Origin of the sequence: Nocardia carnea NBRC 14403 (assembly GCF_000308515.1) — a bacterium.
Taxonomy (GTDB): domain Bacteria; phylum Actinomycetota; class Actinomycetes; order Mycobacteriales; family Mycobacteriaceae; genus Nocardia; species Nocardia carnea.
This window is the reverse complement of record NZ_BAFV01000075.1, coordinates 16273-38208: the sequence shown is the minus strand read 5'-3', so window position 1 is coordinate 38208 and position 21936 is coordinate 16273. Positions and strand designations below refer to the sequence as shown.

Genomic DNA, 21936 nt, shown 5'->3' with positions numbered 1-21936 from the left:
CGTGGGGACCGCGCCAGTGCACTCACCTCGTTCCCGCTCGTTCAGGTGAACGACGCTACCGCGATCCCCGCGTCCTCGAGGGCGGCCCGGATCCGCCGGGCCATCTCCACTGCCGCCGGGGTATCGCCGTGTACGCAGATACTGTCGGGCGATACCGCGACAGTGCCGCCACCCGCGACTCGCGCAGTCCCGGTTTCCGCCAGCGTCACGGCCTGGGCGAGCGCCATATCCGCGTCCAGGACCGCGCCGGGGGTATCGCGCGGGGCCAACCCGCCCGTCGCGGTGTAGGCGCGATCGGCGAACCCCTCGCTCACGAACCGGATACCCGCGAGCGCCGCCGATTCCTGCAGGTGAGTCCCCGCCGGCCCGAGCAGGACCAGCGCCGAATCGTATTCGCGGAGTCCGGCGACAACGGCGTCCGCGAGGGCCGGCTGGGCCGCCGCGGCGTGATAGAGCGCTCCGTGCGGTTTCACATACCGCACGCGATCCCCCGCGGTCCGCGCGAAACCGTCCAAAGCGCCTATCTGGTACAGCGTTTCGTCCCGCAGTTCCGCCGGCGCGACGGTCAAGGCCCGCCGCCCGAACCCCGCAAGATCCCGGTAGCCGATATGCGCGCCGATCCGCACACCCTTCTCCACTGCCAGCGAACAGGTGCGTCGCATGATGGAAGGGTCGCCGGCATGGAATCCGCAGGCGATATTCGCACTGGTGACGATATCCAGCATGGCGGCATCGTCGCCCATACTCCAGGCCCCGAACCCTTCGCCGAGGTCGCTGTTCAGATCGAGTCCCATCCGACCCTCCTTCCGCCTGTCTCCATTGTTCCCGCCCACTCTTCACACGACACCCTCGACCGGCCGGTGGTTGCGAGTTCTGCCGGATCCGAATTTCGTGGAGGAATCCGTCGAGTGCTGCTCACGGAATGCGCACCGAGTGATCCTTTTCACATAAAAACTCGGATTTGTATGGAACCGCTCCGAGAGCACAGGAATTTCTTCCGGTTATCTCCGTGTCATATCGGGCGTACCGGCGAATCGGCGAGAACTACCGGCAATTGCTGTGCGGGCGATACCTTCGACCCGAATACCTTGCATTGTCCGGTTCTCCGGTGTTTCGGCGGCCCGTGGGGGCGATCGTGAGGTTATTCCGTGGCAAATTTGTGGACGCAGAACCCGAAGCCATTGCCGCGCAGCGTGGCTCGAACACCGGATCCGAACTTGCGGAATCCGCTCGGGCCCGTAGTACTGTCTGGCCGCGGCCGGCCCAACACAGGGAGGCCGAATTCTGGGGAGGATCGAAATGAAATTCGGAAAGTTCGGTGCTGTCGCAATCATGGCTGTCGCCGCCGTCGGTATCACCGCCGGTTCCGCGAATGCTGCGCCCGCCACCGCGACCGAGGGTGTGACCACCGTCGGGCAGCAGCAGGGTATCGAGTACCAGAGCACACTTTCCAGCGATGCGCGCGAGGTGACCACCACCGTCGACGCGGGCACGTTCGCGCTCACCGACAACGGCACCACCGTCAGCCTTATCGCCGCCGACGGTGCGGAGGTCACCGAGGTCCCGCTCACCTTCGAGGTGGCGGGCCGGTCGATCCCGGTCGGTCACCAGATCGCCGACAACGGCCGCAGCCTGACGCTGACGCCCGACGTCGCGCCGGCCGATATCGCCGAATTGAAGAACATCAGCTCCTTCGACCGCTTCCTCGACCAGGCCAATCAGAACCTGATCGGCATGATCGCCGGCGGTGTGCTCGGTGGCTTCATCGGCAGTCTGCTGGGGCTCGGCATCTTCAGCATCGTCACCGGGCCGGTGGGCACGGTGGTCGGCGCCCTGGCCGGTGGCGCCGCGATGGGTGGCCAGCCCTTCATCGACGCGTTGACCGCGGTCGCGACCGGTCAGCCCTGATCGTCGACCGCCGCGGATTCAGCGGGCGCATCCCGACCGGGATGCGCCCGCTCCGTGTTTACGGCGCCGGTTGTTCAGCAGCAGGGCGACGATGCCCGCCCCGTAGCACCCCGCCCCGGTCACGATCACCGCGACCGACCTGCCGTCCGCCGGGACGACCAGCGCGGTCAGCGCGACCGCAAGCACGAACGCGATATTGAAGACGGTGTCCTGCAGGGCGAACACCTGTCCGCGGCGGTCGTCGGCGATATCGATCTGCATGGCCGCGTCACCGGTGAGTTTGATGGTCTGGCCGGCCACACCGAACAAGAATGCGCCGACGAGCAGCAATTGGTGCGCGCGGTGCGTGGCCTCGGCGGAATCGGCCAGAGCAGTCGGCAATACCAGGGCGAGTTGTACGACGATCGCGCAGGACAGCCCCAGCAGAACCGTGCGCGCCCGGCCCAGCCGGGGAATGAGGAACGGCGTCAGCAGGGCGGCGAGAAGCATACCGGCGGCGGTGGCGGTGATCGCGACCCCGAAACCGATGAGCCCGCCCTCGACCGTGGTCGCCCCGGACGGTGATTCCCGCAGCACCAGCACCATGATCAGCGTATTGGCGCCGAAAACGATGCGGTGCGCGGCGATTCCGATCATCGCGGTGGAAACATCCACCGAGCCGCGTACCGCCCGCGCCCCCACCAGTAACCCGGTGAGCACTGCGCGCACCGCACCCACCGTCCTATCGGGCTGTGTTTCCGGCCCGAGGGCGCGCGGCCGGAACCCGGCGGCGAGCAGCACACCGGCCACCGAACCGGTCATGCTCACCGCGACAGCCACCGCCGAGCCGGTATCTCCGGCCCCGATCGCTCCGATAACCGCCACCGCCGCGGCCGCTCCCACCGCCGCGCAGGCCGAACCCGCCGTTGCCAGTACCGAGTTGGCCGGTACCAGCCACTTTTGTGCCAGCACCCGGGGCAGCGCCGCCGAAACACCGGCCGCGGTGAACCGGCTGATCCCCACCACTGCCAAAGCCAGCAGTAACAGCGGACTCGCACCGACACCGGCCAGCAGTCCCAGCGTTACCGCGAGGATCAGCAGCCCCCGCACGATATTGGCCACCAGCAGCACCAGCCGCCGGTCCCACCGGTCCAGCAAGGCGCCCGCATAGGGCCCGATCACCGAATACGGCAGCAGCAACACCGCGAAACCGGCTGCCACGGCAAGCGGGTCGGTTTCGCGTTCGGGGTTGAACAGAATCGCACCGGAGAGCGCGGCCTGGAACATTCCGTCACCGAACTGGCTGGTGAACCGCACCAGAGTCAGCCGCAGCGCACCGGGACTCGCCCGGATCGCGGCGCGGATCGCCCGCAGATCGTGTTTACGCTCGCCCGTATCGGCCTCCCGGTCCGGTGCGGCAGGTTCGGGCGCAGCGGTGGACACGGCCGCGACGCTACCTGTTCGGCGGACCCGAACGTATTCCGGCCGGTCCGCACTCCTCGGTGATCAGCAGATCCACGGCCTCGCGCATATCCGGGGCCATGGGGAGGGTGCCCAGCGCGGCGGCATCTATCCAGGCGTAGGCGTCGTGTTCGTCGGGTTCCAGGATTACGTCACCGGGTTCGGCTTCGGCCAGGAAACTGAATTTGCGCACCTTCGGTTTCGTCCGGGTGGCGTAGTCGAACCAGCCGAGGAATTCGGTGACCGAACGTGCCACCAACCCGGTTTCCTCGAAGAGTTCGCGTACCGCGCTCTCGGTGAGTGTTTCCCCGTTCTCCACTCCCCCGCCCGGCAGTTCGTACATTCCGCCGAGATCCGCACCGGGCACTCGCCGGACCACCAGGAGTTTTCCGTTTCGGAACACCGCGACACCGACCACCAGATCGGTGACACCGTCGCGGCGTGCACCGGCACGAAGCCGCTGCTCGATCCGCGCTAGTGCTTCGGGTCGCATCGTTCACCTCCCGGTCCGGTATTTCCATTTTCGACGACCGCGTGCCATACCGCCATTACCGTCCGCCGCTGCTCACCGGCCGTTCACCCCGGGGTCGCTCGCGTAAAATGCCGAGAGCGGACAATCGACGAAGCGGGGTATCGGGTGTCCCTGCGGAAAAGGTAATTGTGCCCGAGCCGGAAAGGAGGCGTGTGATGTCCACACCGCCCACCTCGCATATCGATGTCCATCGCGGCGGCGACCGGCTGAAAACGCGGATATCCTGGCTCGATTCCAAACACTCGTTCTCCTTCGGCGAGCACTACGACCCCGAGAACACCCACCACGGCCTGCTGATGGTGAACAACGACGATATCGTCCTGCCCGGTCAGGGTTTCGATACCCATCCGCACCGCGATATGGAGATCGTGACCTGGGTACTGGAGGGGTCGCTGGTCCACCAGGATTCGCTGGGGCACAGCGGCGTCATCTATCCGGGTCTCGCGCAGCGGATGAGTGCCGGTACCGGGATCCGGCATTCGGAGAAGAACGATTCGTGGCGAGTCGACCCGGGCCGGGCCGAACATGAGCAGCCGGTGCATTTCGTACAGATGTGGGTACTGCCCGACGAACCCGGTATCGAACCGGGCTACCAGCAACTCGAGATCGACGACGAACTGGCCGCGGGCGGGCTGGTCACCGTGGCGTCCGGTCTGCCGCGCTACCGCGACCGCACCGCGATCGCCATCAACAGCAGCCATTCGGCGTTGCATGTGGCGAAATTGTCCCCGGATGCCGAACGGGCCGTTACCCTCCCCGAAGCGCCCTATCTGCACGTTTTCGTCGCACGCGGGGCCGCGGACCTGGAAGGGGTGGGCCGTCTGGACACCGGCGACGCCGTACGCCTCACCCATTCCGGAGGACAGCGGCTCACCGCGGCAGAACCGGCGGAAGTGCTGATCTGGGAGATGCACGCCCGCCTCGGCGCCGGATGAGCGGCGGCTCCGGTGGACGCGTGAACAGGTCTGTGCACCGTTCGAGGTGAACCCCGGCCTACGCCGAGGTCGTGCCATCCGGTCTCTCTCTCTCCCCCCCGGCCGCGCCGAATCGGGTGCGGAACTCGCCGCCTTGGTCACGACCCGTGACAATGGTGAGGCGAACTCCGTGATGTCGTTGTAGCGGCACCGCCGTGCTCGTGACCGCCAGCCGAGGAGGAACGATGACCTACCCACCGCCCCCGGGACAACCCGCGCCGGAGCCTTACCCGGGGCACGGACAGGAGCCGTATCCGGGGCCCGGACAACAGCCCCAGTACTGGCAGGAATCACCCAAGAGCAAGGGTCTCGCGATCGCCGCCCTGGTCTGCGGCATCCTGGCCGCGATCAGCTTCTGCACCATCGTCGGTGGCCTCCTGTTCGGGCTCCTCGCCGTGATCCTCGGTGCGATCGCCGGGATGAAGGTCCGCCGAGGAACCGGCGGTGGCGGCGTGATGGCGGTGGTCGCGCTGATCCTGGGTGTGGTCGCGATCGTCGCGGCGATTGTGTTCGGCGTGTTCTTCTGGAACTTCTGGGAGGATTCCGGCGGCAAGGAATTCACCGACTGCGTCTCGCGCGCCGGTAGCGACCAGCAGCAGATCGCACAGTGTGAGGATCAGTTCAACCAGCAACTCGAAGACCAGTTCGGGGTGACGATGGAACCCCCCGTACCGGCGAACTGACCGGCCCGGTACCTCGCAGATCGCACCGCGCCACAGCGGGCATCGGCATACTGGGTTGTGTGACTTCCGACGTGACCAGCCCTTCCGGTATCGATCTGACCCATCTCGACTCGGCCGTCCGGGTGCAGGACGACCTGTTCACGCATGTCAACGGCGCCTGGCTGGCCGGGTACGAGATCCCGGCCGACCGGGCGGTCGACGGTGCGTTCCGCACGTTGTACGACCGCGCGGAGCTGGATGTGCAGGAGATCATCCGCACCGCCGCGGGCGAGCCGGGTAGCGATGCACGCAAGATCGCCGACCTGTACGCCTCCTTCATGGACACCGAGACCGTCGAGGCGGCCGGCCTGACTCCCGTGGCCGAGGAGTTGCGCGCACTGGCGGCCACCTCCGACCGCGGCGAGTTCGCCGCGCTGATCGGCCGGCTGCAGCGCACCGGCGTTTCCGGCGCGGTCGCGGTCTATGTCGATACCGACGACAAGAATTCCCAGCGCTACCTCGTCAATGCGACCCAATCCGGTATCGGCCTGCCGGACGAGTCCTACTACCGTTCCGACGAATACGCCGAGATGCGGGAACGCTATATCGCCCATATCGATCGGATGTTCGCCCTGGCCGCCGCGGACCCGGCAGTCGCGGATCTGCTCGATGCGCAATCGGCGGGGTCCCGGGTATTCGAACTGGAACGCAAGCTTGCCGCCGGCCACTGGGATGTGGTGCGCCGCCGCGACGCCGAACTGGGGTACAACCTCACGGCGTTCACCACGCTCGCCGAGCAGAATCCGGAATTCGACTGGGGTGCATGGGCCGATGGACTGGCCGCCGGTGTTTCGGGCGAGGGCTCCCTGCTGCTGTCCGAACTGGTGGTCCGCCAACCCGACTACCTGCGCACTTTCGCGCAGACCTGGGAATCGGTGCCGCTGGAGGAGTGGCGGCTGTGGGCGCAGTGGCGGGTGCTGCGGGCCCGTGCGCCATATCTCACCGAGGCCCTGGTCGAGGAGAGTTTCGATTTCTACGGCCGCACCCTGACCGGTGCCCAGGAGAACCGCGAACGCTGGAAGCGCGGGGTTTCGCTGGTGCAGGATCTGCTCGGCGAAGCGGTCGGCAAACTGTATGTCGCCGAGCACTTTCCGCCGGAGGCCAAGGCCGCGATGGTCCGGCTGGTGGAAAATCTGCGCGAGGCCTACCGGCGTAATATCACCGAACTGGACTGGATGACCCCGGCCACCCGCCGTGCCGCGCTGGCCAAACTCGACAAGTTCACCCCCAAGATCGGGTACCCGGACCGCTGGCGTGATTATTCCGCCGTCACGGTGGACCCGGCCGATCTGGTGGGCAACTACCGTCGCGGGTACGCCGCCGAACACGACCGGGACCTGAACAAGCTCGGTGGCCCGGTGGACCGCGACGAATGGTTCATGACACCGCAGACGGTGAACGCCTACTACAACCCGGGGATGAACGAGATCGTCTTCCCGGCCGCCATCCTGCAACCCCCGTTCTTCGATATGAACGCCGACGACGCCGCGAACTACGGCGGTATCGGTGCGGTGATCGGCCACGAGATCGGGCACGGATTCGACGATCAGGGCGCGAAGTACGACGGCGACGGCAATATGGTCGATTGGTGGAGCGATACCGATCGCACCGAATTCGGTAAACGCACCCGCGCGCTGATCGACCAGTACGACATCCTCTCCCCTGCCGATCTACCCGACGAGCACACGGTCAACGGCGAGTTCACCATCGGCGAGAACATCGGTGACCTGGGCGGTCTCTCGATCGCGCTACAGGCCTACCGGATCTCCCTGAACGGGGAGGAACCGCCGGTGATCGACGGCCTGACCGGCCTGCAGCGGGTGTTCTTCGGCTGGGCCCAGGTCTGGCGGACCAAAACGCGGCCCGAGGAGGCCGTGCGCCGCCTGGCCGTGGACCCGCATTCTCCGCCGGAGTTCCGCTGCAATGCCGTGGTCCGCAATATCGACGCCTTCCACGAGGCCTTCGAGGTGAAACCCGAGGATGCCCTCTACCTGGCCCCCGAAGAGCGCGTGAAGATCTGGTAACCCACGCCCGGCGAACAACGAACGGCGGTGCACCCGTTGGATGCACCGCCGTTCAAAGCTTTGCCCGGCAGGCCCGCCGCGCTGGTGGCGCCGACCCGCTTCGAAGGCCCCCGGCCCTCCTCACCTCTCCGGACGGTTAACCACTCCCCGGGGTGGGGCCCACCAGGGCCCCACCCCTCGAGACGCGGAGCGTCTCCAATCCACGGATGGCCTACCCGAGGGCACAGTTACACCGCTGGCCTCCCGAGAGCAGGTTGTTTACAGGCCCAACCCGCCACCGGGATCCCGGTGAGGCGGCCGGCACCGGAGCCCGCCCCCGGTGGAAGCACGCCGAACTACGCAGTGTTCCAGTCCCCCAGCCCGTCGCCGGCATTCAACGTGCCCCCCTGAGTGTTCTGCACGACCACCGCGTCACCCTTGCCCACGTTCTCGTAGAACCATTTGCCGTCCTCGGTGCTCACGTTCAGGCAGCCGTGGCTGGTGTTGGCGTAGCCCTGCGATCCGACCGACCACGGGGCGGCGTGTACGAAGATTCCGCTGTTGGAGATGCGGGTCGCGTATTCGACGTCCAGTTTGTAGCCCTCGGGAGCGTCGATCGGCACACCGTAGGTGGAGGAGTCCATGACCATTTCGCGCCGCTGTTCACCCACGATGTAGGTGCCGTTGGGTGTTTCGTAGTCGGTTTTGCCCATCGAGGTGGGCATGGTCCGCACGACCTCGCCGTTGCGGGTGACGGTGATGGTCTTGGTGTTGTCGTCGGCGGTGGCGATCACGGCGTCGCCGATGTGGAAGGCGCTGCGGCTACCGCCGGCCTCCACCACCACATCGGTCTGCGCGGGCCAGAACTCGGTGGGCCGCCAGCGCACCTGCTTATCGCTCCACCAGTAGAAGTTCCCGGATACCTCGGTCGACGGGCTGATCTCGATGGCCCGTTCGGCCGCGGCGCGATCGGTGATCGGTTCCTTGAAGTTGATGATGATCGGCTGTGCGATGCCGACCTGCTCGCCCTCGGAGGGGTTGATCGCCGGTGGGGCGAAGTTCGCCGCGGGCGGGGTGGGCTCGGTGGCTCCGGCGGCCGAACCGGTGGGCAGTTCCGGCAGGGCGTAGACGGGTGCGGTGGCCACGGTGGTGGCGGTCGCGATCGCGGCCGTCAACAGGACACCCTGCCGGAGCCGGCGCGCAATCCGGCGAGTGGTCGGCAGCGACCCGGTGTTCTCGGTGACATGCATAAGAGTGTTCGTCCGTCCATTCGACTCTGGAGCGTACGGCGGCCGATGGCGCACCGGTACGTGGAGTTGCGGAGCGGTCCCGACGGGCGGTGGAGCATCGCGGAAGTCGTTCCATCCATGCTGGTGCGCCTCCGCTCCGAGCTCCTTCCTACTGCCTTCATCTCTTCGTGACCAACCCTCGTTTCCGTTACATAGCTGTTATGCATGACTGGTGTTATGGGCCACCCGCGCCCGGGGGTGGGATCGATTGCGGCCCGGCCGCGCCCGCTACCCGCGCCTTTTCCGGCCATCGACCGCCGTATGTCCGAAAAACGACAGATCGGCGGTCAAACCTGTGAATGACATATGTCACGCGGCCGCGGCGGTAACGAGATTCGGTCAGCATCCCCGGTTCGATCCCCGGTGGTGCGAGGTCTCACCGAGTCGACGCTCGCGCCGCCATGGTGTATTCATGGCGTGTTGTGCCAAGCAAGGCTGTAGTGAGGTTCGGATTCGACGGGGGAAGGGTTCGGCGTCGCAGCGGGAGGACTGTGCGTGTCAGGATGGACTTCGTCTCGATGGACGGTGGCGCTCGCCGGTATGGCGGCGGCGATAGCGGTGGCGGGCTGTAGCTCCACCATCGAGGGCCGGGCGCTCCCGGCGACCGAAACCGGGACCGTGGATGCCGTGGATGTGACCACCACACCCGATGCCGGTGACCGGACCACAACCACCACCACCGCGGCGCCGACAACCACCGAAACCGATGAAGACGGTATCGCCGGCTTCGATGCCGAGGTCGGTGATTGTGTTCTGCTCGGTGGCACCACCACCGATGCCGATATCGAAGAGGCATCCTGCGGTACCGCCACCTCGAACTACCGGGTGATCGGGAAGGCCGCGCGCAGCAGCGATTGCGTCGGCGACGCCGACAACTACTACGCCGAAAGCCGCAACGGGATCGAGACGGGTGCCTTGTGCCTGGATATCGATTGGGTGATCGGCGGCTGTATGGATGTGGGTAGTGGTAGCACCGGGCCGGAGCGTATCGATTGCACCGAAACCAGCGCGGCGGACGGGGTGAAGGTGGTTGCCATCGAGGAGAACGCCGACGATGTCAACGCCTGCGGGGCCGGCAGCAGCGGGTACGTCTATTCGGAACGCCGCTTCGTGGTGTGCGTAGACGAACTCTGAGTTTCGGCGGATACGAAAAAACGAGCGGGACCGTTGGTCCCGCTCGTTTTCGTTACCGGAGGGTCCGGTGTCAGATGGGCCGGAAGCCCGAACCGACACCTGCCCGGCTGTCGATATCGCCCATGATGGTGGACATGTTCGTGCCCACCTCGGGGCCGAAGCAGGCGATCGCGAGATAGGCGTTGACCATGCCGACCAGCGTCGAACCGACAACGACCGGCGCGCCGGAATCGCCTTCCATCACGCACATCTGCGACCAGGTCTCGATACTGCTGGCGAAGATATCGCCGTAGGCGATACCGCAGGTGTTGCCCGTGGTGCGGCCTTCCTTGCATACGATGTTCGGGAACTGTGCGGGCCCACCGACACCGGTGATGCTGAGGTTGCCGACCCGGTTGACGGGGGTGACCCGGCCCGGGTCGAATTGCAGGACCGCGTAGTCGAGTTCTTGGTTCGAGTAGACGAACCGGCCGAGCGTTCCCGCACCCGGATCCTGTTCGGAATAGACCTCGTGCCCAGGTGTTCCGCAGTGTCCCGCGGTGAGCCCGACCAGCCGTCCGGCCCCGTCGTGGCCGATCGTGGTGAGCGTGCACTGAATCGCCATATCGGACATGCGACCCGGCTCCGAAGAGACGATCAGCCCTGATCCGCCGCCGAGTACGGGCCGGCCGGGGTCGGCGACCGCCGTTCCCGAGCCGAGTAGTGCCGCACTCAGGGCGACGGCGAAGACGGCAGCGGCCGCCTGGGCTAGTTTCCTGAACATATCCCTCCAGACCTCGAAGCCCGCACGATATCAATGTGTGGCACCTCATCGTGGCAGCAGCGGCCGCGATGCGCGCCCCGAGATGCCGTTACTTGCGGGTTGCCTTGTGCCCCTGGACGATTCGGCTGTTCGGTCGAGCATTCGGCCGGTGCGCGCCGTGTTCGGCGGAGACTGCGCGAAACTCCGGCCACGATACCTTCGGAAGAATAGCTCAACGCTATTAATTGCCCCCGTTCCGGCTACGCGCGTCGAGTAACAGTCGAATCTCCATGTCGCCGCGAATCGGTAATTTTCAGGAAAATCATCCGTTATTTATGTGAACGGGCATTCTCAGCGGATCTACGTCTCTGGCGCGCTTTATCCGCCGGTCAGCTGTATGTTCTTCCAGAATCGCGGAACTTCCATTGGGATACGTACCAAGAAGTGCTGGATAACTCGATGGTCACGCCACGGAGTGATGAACGTCTGTGACAGCCCTCACCCGTCTATGGTGTGTTCCGCACTACTACGTAGTAAGGTGCCTCAAGCAAACCAGTCGTCGGGGTAGGTAACCGACGTCGAGAGGGGTTAGTCAGTGCAGTCGACCAAGAGTCCACCAACAGGTTCTCGGTTGAGCGGAGCGGTCGAGTGGACGCGGGACTATTGGCGCGACCACCCCAGACGTTCTTTGGAGACCCTCGGCCGCCAGATGACGATGGGTGTCGAGGCCGTTACCGAGCTCGTGGTCAGTATCTTCCGCGGCCGATTCCCGCTCGCGGAGTTCATCCGGCAGTGCGCATTCATGGCCAATGTGGCCGCGGCGCCCACCCTGCTGGTCGCTATTCCGATCGGCGTCATCGTATCCATCCAGGTCGGATCGGTTGCGCAGCAGGTCGGTGCGACCTCGTTCATCGGTGCGGCCAACGGTTTGGGCATCATTCAACAGGGTGCGCCACTGGTCACCGTTTTGATGATCGCCGGCGCCGTCGGTTCGGCCATCTGCGCCGATCTCGGATCCCGGACGATTCGCGAGGAAATCGACGCCATGAAAGTCATGGGTGTCGATCCGCTGCGCCGACTGGTCGCGCCACGTCTCGGCGCGGCAATGGTAGTCAGCGTGCTGCTCTGTGGTTTCGTTGTCTTCGTCGGATTTTTGACCGGCTACATTTTCAATATTTTCGTCCAGGGCGGCACCCCGGGTTCGTATATCTCGACCTTCGCATCGTTCGCAATTTCGCTCGATCTGGCTGTCGCTCTGCTGAAATCGCTGTTGTTCGGTCTGCTCGCGGCAATCATCGCCTGTGATACCGGATTGAATACCCGCGGTGGTCCGGGTGGTGTCGCCAACTCGGTGAATACCGCCGTTGTCATGTCCGCGGTGATGTTGTTCGGAGTGAATGTGATCTTCACCCAGGTGTACAACACCTTGTTCCCACCTCAGGTGGTGTGAACCGGTGTCCGCAACCTATGTACCTCCGCTGCTGAAACCTCTTCAGCAGCTGCGAAAAGCGGCCGGCGCTCCCGTCGATATGCTCGCGCGGCTCGGACACCAGGTTTTCTTCTTCCTGCGGTCCATCGGTTCCATGCCGCTGGCGTTCAAGCAGTACCCGAAGGAAGTGTGGCGGCTGCTGTCCGATGTCACCTGGGGTAACGGAAACCTCATCGTCGGTGGTGGAACCATCGGCGTGGTGCTCATCCTGAGTGCGTTCGGTGGGATCACGGTCGGCCTGCAGGGCTACACCTCGCTCGACCTGCTCGGGCTGAGCCCGCTGACCGGCGCGATCTCCGCATTCGGCACAACCCGCGAATTGGGGCCCCTGCTCGCCGCGCTGGCCTTCGCCGCCCAGGCAGGTTGTCGATTCACCGCCCAACTCGGTGCGATGCGGATTTCCGAAGAGATCGATGCGCTGGAATCGATTGCGATCCGGCCGCTGCCCTACCTGGTCAGCACCCGGATGATCGCGGCGATGATCACCATCCTGCCGCTGTACTGCCTCGGCCTCGCGATGGCCTATATCTCCTGCTCGCTCACTGTGCAGGTGATCGGCGATACCGCCAGCGGTACATACCAGCATTACTTCTATCAGTTCCTGGTTCCGACGGATGTCCTGTATTCGCTACTCAAAGCAATACTTTTCGTCGCTATCACCACGTTCATCCAGTGCTACTACGGCTTTTTCGCTTCCGGTGGCCCCGAGGGCGTCGGTGTCGCGGCCGGTCGCGCGATCAAGATGTGCATCATCGTGGTCGTTTTCGTCGACCTCTTCATGACCTTGGCCATCTGGGGTGTCGACCCCGGTATCAGGATCTCGGGGTAGCGCAATGATCATCGATCCGAGTGGGCGCGGGCCCACGATGAAACAATTGCTCATTGCCGGCGTATGCGGCCTGGTTGTCTTCGCTGTGGTGCTCGGCTTCCTGATGGCCCGCTACCAGGGCTATTTCGTGGAGAAGGTGCGGGTCACCGCGAACCTGACCACCACCGGTGACGGACTGCCGCAGAAAGCGGATGTGAAGTTCCGCGGCGTCCTGGTGGGTGCGGTCGAAACCGTGACAGTGGCCGCCCAAGGCGAACTCCAGCAGGTGAATATCGAGCTGGATCCCGAGTTCGTCGAGCAGATTCCGGCGAACGTCACCGCCCGGGTGGTGCCCAGCAACCTGTTCGCCGTCACCTCCGTGGAGTTCCTCTACAACGGTCCCGCCGAGGCCCACCTCGAAGAGGGCTCGCAGGTTCCGGAGGACAAGAGCCAGGGCACCATCGCCCTGCAGGACACGCTGACCACAGTCCAGAACATCCTCGACCGGATCGACCCGATGCAGTTCGGCCGGGTCCTGGGCACTCTCTCCTACGCCCTCGACGGCAGCGGCCGGGCGCCCGGATCGACCATCGAGCGGATCGACCACTGGTTGACCTCGGTGGACGGATCGATACCGGATCTCGGCGTCTTCCTGCAGGATTTCGCGAACTCGGCGCATGCGCTCAACGAGTCGGCACCGGAACTCATGGATGTCCTGGCCTCCTCGGTGCAGACGGCGAGGACCATCGCCGACCGGCGCGAGCAACTGGTCGATGTGATCACCGGCGCCGGCAGCATGGTGGACCAGGTCAACGATCTGTTCGCGCGGAACCCGAATACCGGTAAAGAGCTCACCGTCGGCCTGAACCAGACCTTCGGCGCACTGGCTTCGAACCCGTCCGCCATCACCAACGCGATCAGCAATCTGAACAATTCGGCACGCGCCCTGCGTACGACGTTCACCTGGGGTCCGCAGCAGCAGATGGTGTGGAACGCCGGGGTGACGTTCACTCCGTTCAATCCGAACACCGTCGCGGACTGCCCCCGCTACGGTGACCTGGCCGGACCGAGTTGTTTCACCGCGCCCGCCGTGGCCGATCCCGGCTACCTGCCCGAGCAGATGAAACCGCGCCGGCTGCCCGCCGCCGACGGCCTGCCGGTGCTGCCGCCGATCCCCGGTCTGCCGCCGATTCCGGGCGTCACCACCGAGGTCGGTGTTCCCGCCCCGGCCGCACCGCCTGCGAACAACCCGTTCGCCGGTACGCCGCTGGAGGGTTTGTTCCCGCAGGGGCTGCCGCAGCTTCCGGGCCTGCCCGGGGCACCGGCCCCGGCGCCGGCTGCCCAGCCCGGTGACCAGCCGCCGGCCCCACCGGCCGAACCCGGTGCGGCCGCACCGGCAGCGGACAGCGGTAACGGTGCCGCTCCGGCCGCCCGGCCGATCGCCTCCTACGAGGGCGATGCGGCGGTGGCGGCCCTGCTCGGCCGTCAGCCGACCTCAGTGGAGTACCTGATGTTGAGTTCGATTCTCGAAGGCGGAACCTTGCGAGTGACCGAGGAGGCGTCCGCGTGAAGGGGGTCCGGAAACCGCTGATCGGCTTCGGCCTGTTCGCGTTGGTATCGGTGCTGGTCACCGTGCTGGTGTGGAATACGCTGGCCCGCACGGTGGACGGTGGTACGAAATCGTATTCCGCGGTGTTCACCGATGTGCTGGGTCTGCGTGAGGGCGACGATGTCCGGATGGCGGGTGTGCGCGTCGGGAAGGTCGAGAAGATCGAGCTGACCGGCGAATCGCAAGCCAAGGTCAGCTTCATCGTCCAGGACGATCAGACCCTGTTCGGTAACACCAAAGCGCTGGTGCGATACCAGAACCTGATCGGCCAGCGCTATGTGGCCCTGGCGCCCGGATCCGGCGGGGATGCGTCCCAGCTGGCGGAGGACGCCACCATTCCCGTCGATCGCACCGAGCCGTCCTTCGATATCTCGGCGTTGCTCAACGGTTTCCAGCCGCTGTTCGAGGTGCTCGAACCCGAACAGGTGAACCGGCTCTCGGAGACCTTCGTCCTCGCCCTGCAGGGTGACCGGGTCTCGTTGAGTTCCTTCATCACCCAGGCGGCCACCATGGCCACCGATTTCCAGCGGCGTGACGCCATTCTCAGCGATGTGATCACCAACCTCAGCGGTGTGATGGCGGGCCTGGCCAAACGAGGGGGCGAATTGGAGACGCTGATAACCCAGACGAGGGCACTGATCGGCGGCCTGTACGAGCAGGGCCAGTCGCTGCTTTCCTCGACCGAGCAGATCGCGGGTGCCACAACCGCGCTCGTCGGGATGGTGGGCAATATCCAACCCAAGCTGGAGGCGGTCCAGAATTCGACACGTGACGCTTTGACCCTGTTCCTGGCCAATGGCGCCAAACTGGATCAGGCCGCGATCGACCTGCCCGCCATCCTCGCCGACGCGGGACGATTCACCTCCGAAGGCGCCTACGCGAACGCGTATATCTGCCGGCTGGATGTCTCGCTGTACGGAGTCCTGTTCCCCCGCGGTCTGTTCTCGCAGATCGGCGGCAATTCGCAATCGGCGGTGTGCCGGCCATGACCAAATTCAAAACCTGGTTCAACAACAATCGCTACTTCGGGCTCGGCATCATCGGCGTCATCGTGGTCGCCGTACTGGTTCTGGTGTCCAGCGGTTTCCGTAACCTCGGTATCGGCGAGCAGTCGATCAAGGCCGAGTTCGTCCAATCCGCGGGTATCTCCGTCGGTGACAAGGTCAATGTGGCCGGTGTCCCGATGGGCCGGGTATCCGGGGCCGAACTCGAGGGCGACCACGTCCTGCTCACTCTCCAGGTCTCCAATGATGTGGAACTCGGACCCGATGCGCGGGCGGCGATCAAGATGGCCACCCTGCTCGGCGCCCGTTATGTCGACCTCGACCCCGGTGACGGTACGGGTCTGTCGGACAACCGCATCCCGAAGACCAATACCGCGGTCCCCTACGATCTCGCCGATGTGGTCGACAAGGGCACCCCGGAATTCCAGGAGCTCGACCCCGGCAAACTCGCGGAATCGCTGAATCTGTTCAACGAACAGCTGGAGGGTTCCCCGGAGCTGGTCGCCCAGTCGCTGGACAGCATCGGCGCTCTGGCCAAGGTGATCGACAGCCGCAAAGACGATGTCGAGCAGCTGCTGAAGGACCTCGACCGGGTGACCACCATCCTCGCCGACAACCGCAACAGTGCCCTGCTGATCATCACCCAGGGTGAGGCCATCGCCTCGCGGGTGGTGGAACGCCAGCAGCTGCTGCGGACCCTGCTGGACAATGTGGCCACCCTGACCGCGCAGCTGCAGGCGATCGGCGCGCAGAACAACAACCAGTTCACTACCACGCTCGACCAGCTGAACACCATGGCCGCAGGCCTGCAGAAGAACAAGGACAACCTCGACCGGTTGCTGTCGATCATGCCGCCGTCGGTGCGGTACCTGACCAACGCCTGGGGTAACGGCAACTACGCCGAGGTCGGTATCCCGTGGTTGTTCCCGGACAACTGGTTGTGCTTCGCCCAAGTCGCCGAGGGGTGCCAGGGATGAATCCGTTGAACATCGACCTCGTGAAGAAGACCGCGAAAACGCTGGTCATCGGCGCCTCAGCGCTGGCGCTGGGCAGCTGTTCGATGGTGAACAGCTTGGTCGGCGGCGATATGAAGATCACCGCGGATTTCGAGAACATCGCCGGTATGTACGAGGGCAACCCGATCACCGTGCTCGGGCTCGAGGTCGGCAAGGTCGACAAGATCATCCCGCACGGCGATCTGGTGGAAGTCCATATGAGCATCGACGGCGATGTGGAGATCCCGAAATCCGCCAAGGCCGTGGTGATCTCCCCGTCGATCGTCACCAACCGCCATATCGAGTTCACACCGCGCTATGTCGAGGGCGACACACTCGAGGACGGCGACCACCTGCCGCTGGAGAAGACCGATGTGCCGGTCGAGCTGGACACCATGCTCAAAACCATCGACCAGTTCGCCGACGCACTGAAACCCCAAGAGGGGCAGGAAGGTGTCGGTCCGCTGTCGGGCCGGGTGCTGTACCCGATGCTCAACGGTCAGGGCGGGAAGATGCGCGACACTCTCAATGCGCTGTCCAGTGCGCTGAAGGTCGGTGTCGACAACAAGGGCGCCATCGCCAACATCATCACCAAGCTCAACGAGCTGACCACGATGCTGGCCGAGAACGACCAGGCCGTCCGCGATTTCAGCAATCAGGCCACCCAGATGACGACCATGCTGGCCGAGCAGGCACCCGGCCTGCAGGCCACGTTGCAGCAGCTCTACGACTTCCTGAACAACACCAGTTCGGTCTTCGGACAGCATCAGGATCAGCTGGTGGACACGCTGACCCGGATGAACACCGTGATCGAGCAGCTGCGGCAGAACTCGCACGGTGTCACCGAAGTGGTCGACGTCGCGCCGATGCTGCTGCAGAACATCCACCGCTCGATGAACTACGAGCAGGGCTACGTCCGGTTGCACGCGCTGATCGGCACCAACCTCGCGGGCGGTGAAATCGTGAGCTTGTTCTGCGAACGGATTCAGATGCGATCCGACGGCTGCCGGACCGGCCGGCCCGAAGATTTCGGACCGGACTTCGGACTCACCGCCGCACTGCTGGGACTGACGAAATGATACGAACAATCCGACGCGCTCGCCGCACCGTAGCCGTCCTGGTGGCGGCCGGTACGGTGGCGCTGGCCTCCGGTTGCGGCCTGACAGTGGAGGATATTCCGCTGCCGAAGCCCGGCGCGAGCGGGGAAACCCTCGGCGTGCGCGCAGTATTCGACAATGCGCTGAATCTGCCCGATCAGGCCAAGGTGAAGGTCGGCGGCTCCGATGTCGGCGTGGTCACCAATATCGAAACCAAGAATTTCCAGGCGATCGTCGATATGGAGATTCGTAAGGACATCGAACTCCCGATCGGGACCACTGCCGAACTGCGCCAGGCAACCCCACTCGGCGATGTCTTCATCGCGGTCGCAAAACCGCAGACCGAACCCGGGACGGCCCTGCTCGAGGACGGCGACACCCTGCCCATCGAGCAGACTTCGGCCGGCGCCACGGTGGAGGAACTGCTGCTGTCGGTATCGCTGATGTTCAACGGCGGCGGTATCGCCCACCTCACCCGGCTCGGCACCGAACTCGATTCCATCGTCGGCGGGCGTAGTGACCAGCTGGTACATCTGGTCAACGAGATCACCGGCGTGGTTTCCAGTATCAACGCGAATTCCGCGCGGATCGACAGTGTGCTCGGCGAATTCAGCGTGCTGGCCGGCACTCTCGAAAGCCGCCGCAACGAACTCGGCCAGGTCGCCGATACGCTGCCGGATATGATCGGCGCGGTCGCCGAGAACAACCGGGCGCTGGGTGATCTGCTGAGCAAGATCTCCACCACGAGCGCCGCGCTCGGCGATTACGCGAACACCTCCGGCGGCGATCTGGCGGGCACTCTCGACAGTCTGAACAACCTGATGGCGGCGCTCGCGGCCACCGGGGACAAGTTCGGTGCGTTGATGGATATCCTGCACGAACTGCGCGGGCCCGTCGATGCCACCTTCCGCGGAAGCAGCCTCGCCGCCTACGTCAATGTCACCAATCTCGATATTGCGATGCTCACCGCCCCCGGCACCAGCCACTTCTACGACGTGCGCGATCTACAGGATTTCGCGGGCAGCCTGATCCAGATCCTCCAGGTCGTCCAGCAGCGCGTGGGAGGCCAGTGATGTTGAAGAACAAGATGCTGTGGTCGAATCTCGGTATCGTCCTGGCGCTGCTCATCGGCGGCACCTATCTGATGGTCAACGTCATGCGGGTGAACCCACTGCGCAGTACCTACACGGTCATCGTGAACCTGGACCGCTCCGGCGGCCTCCAGGAAGGTAACGACGTCACGTTGCGCGGCTACCGGGTCGGCGAAGTGAGCAGCCTCGAACTCGTCGACAACGGCGCCGGAATCCAGGCCGAAGCCGAGATCGAATCCAAATGGGATATCCCGGTGGATACCAAGGTTGCGGTGCAGGCTCTGTCCGGTGCCGGCGAGCAGTACATCGATTTCCGGCCCGCCGGGAACCAGGGGCCCTTCCTTACCGACGGTTCGGAGATCACCTTCGACCCCGAGCGGGTCAGCACTCCGGTGCCGATCTCCGCAGTCCTGGAGAACTCCAGCGATCTCATCGCGCAGGTGAACCCGGAGCATTTCTCGGTGATCCTGAACGAGCTCGATATCGCGCTCAGCGGTGGTCCCGATCAGCTGCGTTCGCTGATCGAAGGCGTCAGCCTGGTCTCGGCCGGGCTGGAGAATCTGCTGCCGCAGACCACGAACCTGATCGCGAATCTGCAGACGATTGCGGCCACCACCTCCCAGGCCCAGCCGGACCTGGGCACGCTGACCGCGAACTCGCAGGTATTGTTCGACCAGTTCAACAAGGCGAATGCCGAACTGGTGAAGGTGCTGGACCAGGCGCCCGGACAGTTCGCCAGCGTTACCGCGACGCTGGACGCCACCAGCGATCCGATCACCACACTGGTGAACAATTTCGTCGCCGTCACCCGTGCGGCGCAATTGCGCCAGCCGGCGCTGGCGGCGCTGTTCCCCGCGCTCGAACTCGGTGGCGCGGCATTGGGCGTACCGGCCCACGACAACGAATTCCACGCCATGCTCGATATCTGGTTCCGGCCCTACTGCCAGTACCAGTCCACTCCGGTGAAAACCCAGGTCGTCCAGGACGGCACGCTGCCGAAGTGGAATTACTGCGATAACCCCGGGCCCGGCCAGCAGATCCGCGGCGCGGCCAACGCACCGCGACCGGACGTGCCGAACAACGGCGCGAATATTCCGCCGGGAGTGGATCCGAACGAACGTACGCTGCCGCCCGTGCGGTAGTAGGAGACCGGTCGTCCGGTGCCGGGTGCGACGGTGCATACTCTCGCAGAGATGCCCGCCACACCCGGCGCTGGTTTTCCGGCCGGTAGATTACGGCGCGTCCGCAGAGATGCGCCGGGAAGGTGTGATCAGTACAGATGTCCTCGAAAAAACCCAGCTCCGACCCTTTGGAGCCGGAAGGCACTGGTGTGCCGGCGGACGACGCGGCTGAGCACACCACCACCTCCGGCAGTTCATCGACGGATAGCGCCGCGACGGCGGATTCCGCCGATTCGGGTGAACCCGTGGACAAGGCAGCCGGGGAGTCCGCCGATTCGGACACCACGGCAAAGGTCGAGAAAACCGACCCCGATGCCACGGTGAAGGTCGAGACATCCGCCGATGCCGATGCGACGGCGAAGGTCGAGAAGCCCGCCGATGCGGACGCGACGGCGAAGGTCGGCAAAACGGCCGATCCCGATGCGACGGCGAAGGTCGATAAATCCGCCGATACGGACGCGACGGCGAAGATCGACCGCCCGGAATCGGCCGGCGGCGGAAAGAACGAACCGGCCGATTCCGACGAGACGGTGGTTCTGGGTAAAGAATCGGCCGCCACGGAACCGACGGTCGCGCTCGGGAAATCCGCGGCCGGCAATTCGGCCGAGTCGGGGAGCGAGGAGACCGCGAAGCAGGCGCAGCAATCCGGCGCCGGCGAGCCGAAGAAGTCTTCCGGTCTGCGCTCGCGGTTCCCGTTGCCGGTGCTGGCCGGGGCGGCCGTGCTGGTGATCGGTGCGTTGGTCGCGGTCGGTGTTTTCTTCTACCTCGCCAACGATCGCCAAGGCGAACTGGACCGGCGTGCTGCGGCCACCAAGGCCGCCTGCGATTTCGGGAACAGTTTCGCCACCTATACCGGCGATAAGGCCGACGACTACGTATCCCGGCTGGATCAGAACGCGACCGGTGAATGGAAGAAACTGGTTTCGCAGATCGGTCCCGATCTGAAGGCCCGTTTCGCCGAGACCCAGGTGAACTCGACCGCGGCCGAAGTGCAGTGCGGTTACGAGTCCGGTGACGGCGACAAAGCGCGCGTGGTGCTGGTGATCGACCAGCAGTTCACCACCGTCGGCGGCCCGCAGCAGCAGGCGCCGGGCCGGGTCAAGGTGGCGGCCAATGTCGATATGGAGAAGGTCGACGGTCGCTGGATGGTGGCGAATTTCGATACGCCGATGATGCAGCAGTAGCGGCAGCCGCGAGACGAATCAGAAGTTAGGACTCGAAGAGCTATGGCGAAGAACGAGACCGCGGCAGCGCAGGACACCGACGGCAAATCCGGGCTGCTCCCGGTGGTGATCGCCTTCGTCACCGGCGTGGTGCTGGTGGCGCTGGTCGCCGCTGGGGTGCTGTATTTCCGCGCCTACCAGCAGAACAACGGTGAACTCGCCGCGCAGGACGAATCCACCCGGACGGCCTGCGATTTCGCCCGGGCGACCAACACCTACGATTTCGAGGGCGATCTCGACGGTTTCATGCGGGCCATGAAGGACGGCGCCACCGCCGATGTGGTGGGCTCGGTGGAGCAGAACTGGGATGTACTGCGCCAGTTGCTCACCGAGTCCAAGGTGAAATCCTGGGTCGACGAAGCGTCCTGCGGTTTCCAATCCGGTGACGAGAAAAGTGCCAAGGTCCTGGTCAATATCGGCCTGATGAAGACGAATGCCGTGACACCCGAGCCGAAGCGGCAGGATATCGCGGTGGTCGCGGGTCTGGAGAAGGACGGCGACCGCTGGATCGTCAACCAGTGGGATCTGGCCATGCTGGCCGGCGTGGGCGGCGATCAGGCCCAGGCGGCTCCGGGTGCCCCCGCACCGGGCGGTCCCGCACCGGCGGCTCCGGAAGGTCAGCCGGCTCCGGCTCCGGGCAACTGATCGGGGCGCCTCCGGCGGTGGGTCGAGCCACCACCGCCGGAGGCTATTCG

At 65.0% G+C, this 21936-nt stretch carries 20 protein-coding genes; 15 read left to right on the top strand and 5 right to left on the bottom strand.

Annotated features, from left to right (window positions below; translation table 11 throughout):
- Window positions 1-41 precede the first annotated feature (41 nt).
- Window positions 42-794: a LamB/YcsF family protein gene (locus ON22_RS26555; protein WP_033243755.1), complete on the bottom strand. Its 753-nt coding sequence runs from the start codon at window positions 792-794 to the stop codon at window positions 42-44.
- Between the two features lie 505 nt (window positions 795-1299).
- Between ON22_RS26555 and ON22_RS26550 the strand changes: the two genes are divergently transcribed.
- Window positions 1300-1908 (top strand): DUF8020 domain-containing protein, encoded by a 609-nt coding sequence (locus ON22_RS26550; RefSeq protein WP_033243754.1) that lies wholly within the window; start codon window positions 1300-1302, stop codon window positions 1906-1908.
- An 18-nt stretch (window positions 1909-1926) separates the two neighbouring features.
- Here ON22_RS26550 and ON22_RS26545 read toward each other — a convergent pair whose 3' ends face one another.
- A complete protein-coding gene (locus tag ON22_RS26545) occupies window positions 1927-3261 on the bottom strand; it encodes an MFS transporter (protein WP_051158116.1) in 1335 nt (444 codons plus the stop codon).
- Window positions 3262-3340: 79 nt separating this feature from the next.
- Window positions 3341-3841, bottom strand: coding sequence for an NUDIX hydrolase (locus ON22_RS26540; RefSeq protein WP_051158112.1), 501 nt, complete (start codon window positions 3839-3841; stop codon window positions 3341-3343).
- A 194-nt stretch (window positions 3842-4035) separates the two neighbouring features.
- Between ON22_RS26540 and ON22_RS26535 the strand changes: the two genes are divergently transcribed.
- The 3 genes from ON22_RS26535 to ON22_RS26525 all read left to right on the top strand — a co-directional run bounded on the left by ON22_RS26535 (window position 4036) and on the right by ON22_RS26525 (window position 7600).
- Entirely contained in the window at window positions 4036-4815 is a 780-nt protein-coding gene (locus tag ON22_RS26535; RefSeq protein WP_033243753.1) for a pirin family protein, read from the top strand.
- A 224-nt stretch (window positions 4816-5039) separates the two neighbouring features.
- Complete coding sequence (locus ON22_RS26530; RefSeq protein WP_033243752.1) at window positions 5040-5537, top strand: DUF4190 domain-containing protein; 498 nt, start codon at window positions 5040-5042, stop codon at window positions 5535-5537.
- A 59-nt stretch (window positions 5538-5596) separates the two neighbouring features.
- A complete protein-coding gene (locus ON22_RS26525) occupies window positions 5597-7600 on the top strand; it encodes a M13 family metallopeptidase (RefSeq protein ID WP_081595860.1) in 2004 nt (667 codons plus the stop codon).
- 335 nt (window positions 7601-7935) lie between these two features.
- On the opposite strand, the gene ON22_RS26520 is transcribed toward ON22_RS26525, so the two are convergent.
- Window positions 7936-8829, bottom strand: coding sequence for a L,D-transpeptidase (locus ON22_RS26520; RefSeq protein WP_033243751.1), 894 nt, complete (start codon window positions 8827-8829; stop codon window positions 7936-7938).
- A 534-nt stretch (window positions 8830-9363) separates the two neighbouring features.
- Between ON22_RS26520 and lppU the strand changes: the two genes are divergently transcribed.
- Complete coding sequence (gene lppU / locus ON22_RS26515) at window positions 9364-10002, top strand: LppU family putative lipoprotein (RefSeq protein ID WP_033243750.1); 639 nt, start codon at window positions 9364-9366, stop codon at window positions 10000-10002.
- A gap of 70 nt (window positions 10003-10072) precedes the next feature.
- On the opposite strand, the gene ON22_RS26510 is transcribed toward lppU, so the two are convergent.
- Complete coding sequence (locus ON22_RS26510) at window positions 10073-10765, bottom strand: chymotrypsin family serine protease (RefSeq protein WP_033243749.1); 693 nt, start codon at window positions 10763-10765, stop codon at window positions 10073-10075.
- Window positions 10766-11375: 610 nt separating this feature from the next.
- Here ON22_RS26510 and ON22_RS26505 point away from each other — a divergent pair.
- The 10 genes from ON22_RS26505 (at window position 11376) to ON22_RS26460 (ending at window position 21886) form a co-directional block, all read left to right on the top strand.
- Window positions 11376-12194, top strand: a complete 819-nt coding sequence (locus tag ON22_RS26505; RefSeq protein WP_081595859.1) for an MlaE family ABC transporter permease — start codon at window positions 11376-11378, stop codon at window positions 12192-12194.
- A 4-nt stretch (window positions 12195-12198) separates the two neighbouring features.
- Window positions 12199-13062 (top strand): ABC transporter permease, encoded by an 864-nt coding sequence (locus ON22_RS26500; RefSeq protein WP_033246616.1) that lies wholly within the window; start codon window positions 12199-12201, stop codon window positions 13060-13062.
- Window positions 13063-13066: 4 nt separating this feature from the next.
- Complete coding sequence (locus ON22_RS26495; protein WP_033246615.1) at window positions 13067-14611, top strand: MlaD family protein; 1545 nt, start codon at window positions 13067-13069, stop codon at window positions 14609-14611.
- Window positions 14608-15639, top strand: a complete 1032-nt coding sequence (locus ON22_RS26490) for an MCE family protein (protein WP_033246614.1) — start codon at window positions 14608-14610, stop codon at window positions 15637-15639. The genes ON22_RS26495 and ON22_RS26490 overlap by 4 nt, the downstream gene beginning before the upstream one ends.
- On the top strand, window positions 15636-16631 hold the full coding sequence (locus tag ON22_RS26485; RefSeq protein ID WP_033246752.1) for an MCE family protein: 996 nt from the start codon (window positions 15636-15638) through the stop codon (window positions 16629-16631). The genes ON22_RS26490 and ON22_RS26485 overlap by 4 nt, the downstream gene beginning before the upstream one ends.
- Window positions 16628-17728: an MCE family protein gene (locus ON22_RS26480; RefSeq protein WP_033246613.1), complete on the top strand. Its 1101-nt coding sequence runs from the start codon at window positions 16628-16630 to the stop codon at window positions 17726-17728. Before ON22_RS26485 ends, ON22_RS26480 begins: the two co-directional genes overlap by 4 nt.
- Complete coding sequence (locus ON22_RS26475) at window positions 17725-18819, top strand: MCE family protein (RefSeq protein WP_033246612.1); 1095 nt, start codon at window positions 17725-17727, stop codon at window positions 18817-18819. Before ON22_RS26480 ends, ON22_RS26475 begins: the two co-directional genes overlap by 4 nt.
- Window positions 18819-19979, top strand: a complete 1161-nt coding sequence (locus ON22_RS26470) for an MlaD family protein (RefSeq protein WP_033246611.1) — start codon at window positions 18819-18821, stop codon at window positions 19977-19979. Before ON22_RS26475 ends, ON22_RS26470 begins: the two co-directional genes overlap by 1 nt.
- Before the next feature lie 188 nt (window positions 19980-20167).
- Window positions 20168-21202, top strand: coding sequence for a hypothetical protein (locus ON22_RS26465; RefSeq protein ID WP_033246610.1), 1035 nt, complete (start codon window positions 20168-20170; stop codon window positions 21200-21202).
- 42 nt (window positions 21203-21244) lie between these two features.
- Window positions 21245-21886, top strand: a complete 642-nt coding sequence (locus ON22_RS26460; protein WP_051158111.1) for a hypothetical protein — start codon at window positions 21245-21247, stop codon at window positions 21884-21886.
- Window positions 21887-21936 lie beyond the last annotated feature (50 nt).

Bases quoted from the DNA above. Each gene is read 5' to 3' on its own strand.
- ON22_RS26555 (WP_033243755.1), bottom strand. From the start codon at position 794: ATGGGACTCGATCTGAACAGCGACCTCGGCGAAGGGTTCGGGGCCTGG.
- ON22_RS26550 (WP_033243754.1), top strand. From the start codon at position 1,300: ATGAAATTCGGAAAGTTCGGTGCTGTCGCAATCATGGCTGTCGCCGCC.
- ON22_RS26540 (WP_051158112.1), bottom strand. From the start codon at position 3,841: ATGCGACCCGAAGCACTAGCGCGGATCGAGCAGCGGCTTCGTGCCGGT.
- ON22_RS26535 (WP_033243753.1), top strand. From the start codon at position 4,036: ATGTCCACACCGCCCACCTCGCATATCGATGTCCATCGCGGCGGCGAC.
- ON22_RS26530 (WP_033243752.1), top strand. From the start codon at position 5,040: ATGACCTACCCACCGCCCCCGGGACAACCCGCGCCGGAGCCTTACCCG.
- ON22_RS26520 (WP_033243751.1), bottom strand. From the start codon at position 8,829: ATGCATGTCACCGAGAACACCGGGTCGCTGCCGACCACTCGCCGGATT.
- ON22_RS26510 (WP_033243749.1), bottom strand. From the start codon at position 10,765: ATGTTCAGGAAACTAGCCCAGGCGGCCGCTGCCGTCTTCGCCGTCGCC.
- ON22_RS26495 (WP_033246615.1), top strand. From the start codon at position 13,067: ATGATCATCGATCCGAGTGGGCGCGGGCCCACGATGAAACAATTGCTC.
- ON22_RS26485 (WP_033246752.1), top strand. From the start codon at position 15,636: ATGACCAAATTCAAAACCTGGTTCAACAACAATCGCTACTTCGGGCTC.
- ON22_RS26480 (WP_033246613.1), top strand. From the start codon at position 16,628: ATGAATCCGTTGAACATCGACCTCGTGAAGAAGACCGCGAAAACGCTG.
- ON22_RS26475 (WP_033246612.1), top strand. From the start codon at position 17,725: ATGATACGAACAATCCGACGCGCTCGCCGCACCGTAGCCGTCCTGGTG.
- ON22_RS26470 (WP_033246611.1), top strand. From the start codon at position 18,819: ATGTTGAAGAACAAGATGCTGTGGTCGAATCTCGGTATCGTCCTGGCG.
- ON22_RS26460 (WP_051158111.1), top strand. From the start codon at position 21,245: ATGGCGAAGAACGAGACCGCGGCAGCGCAGGACACCGACGGCAAATCC.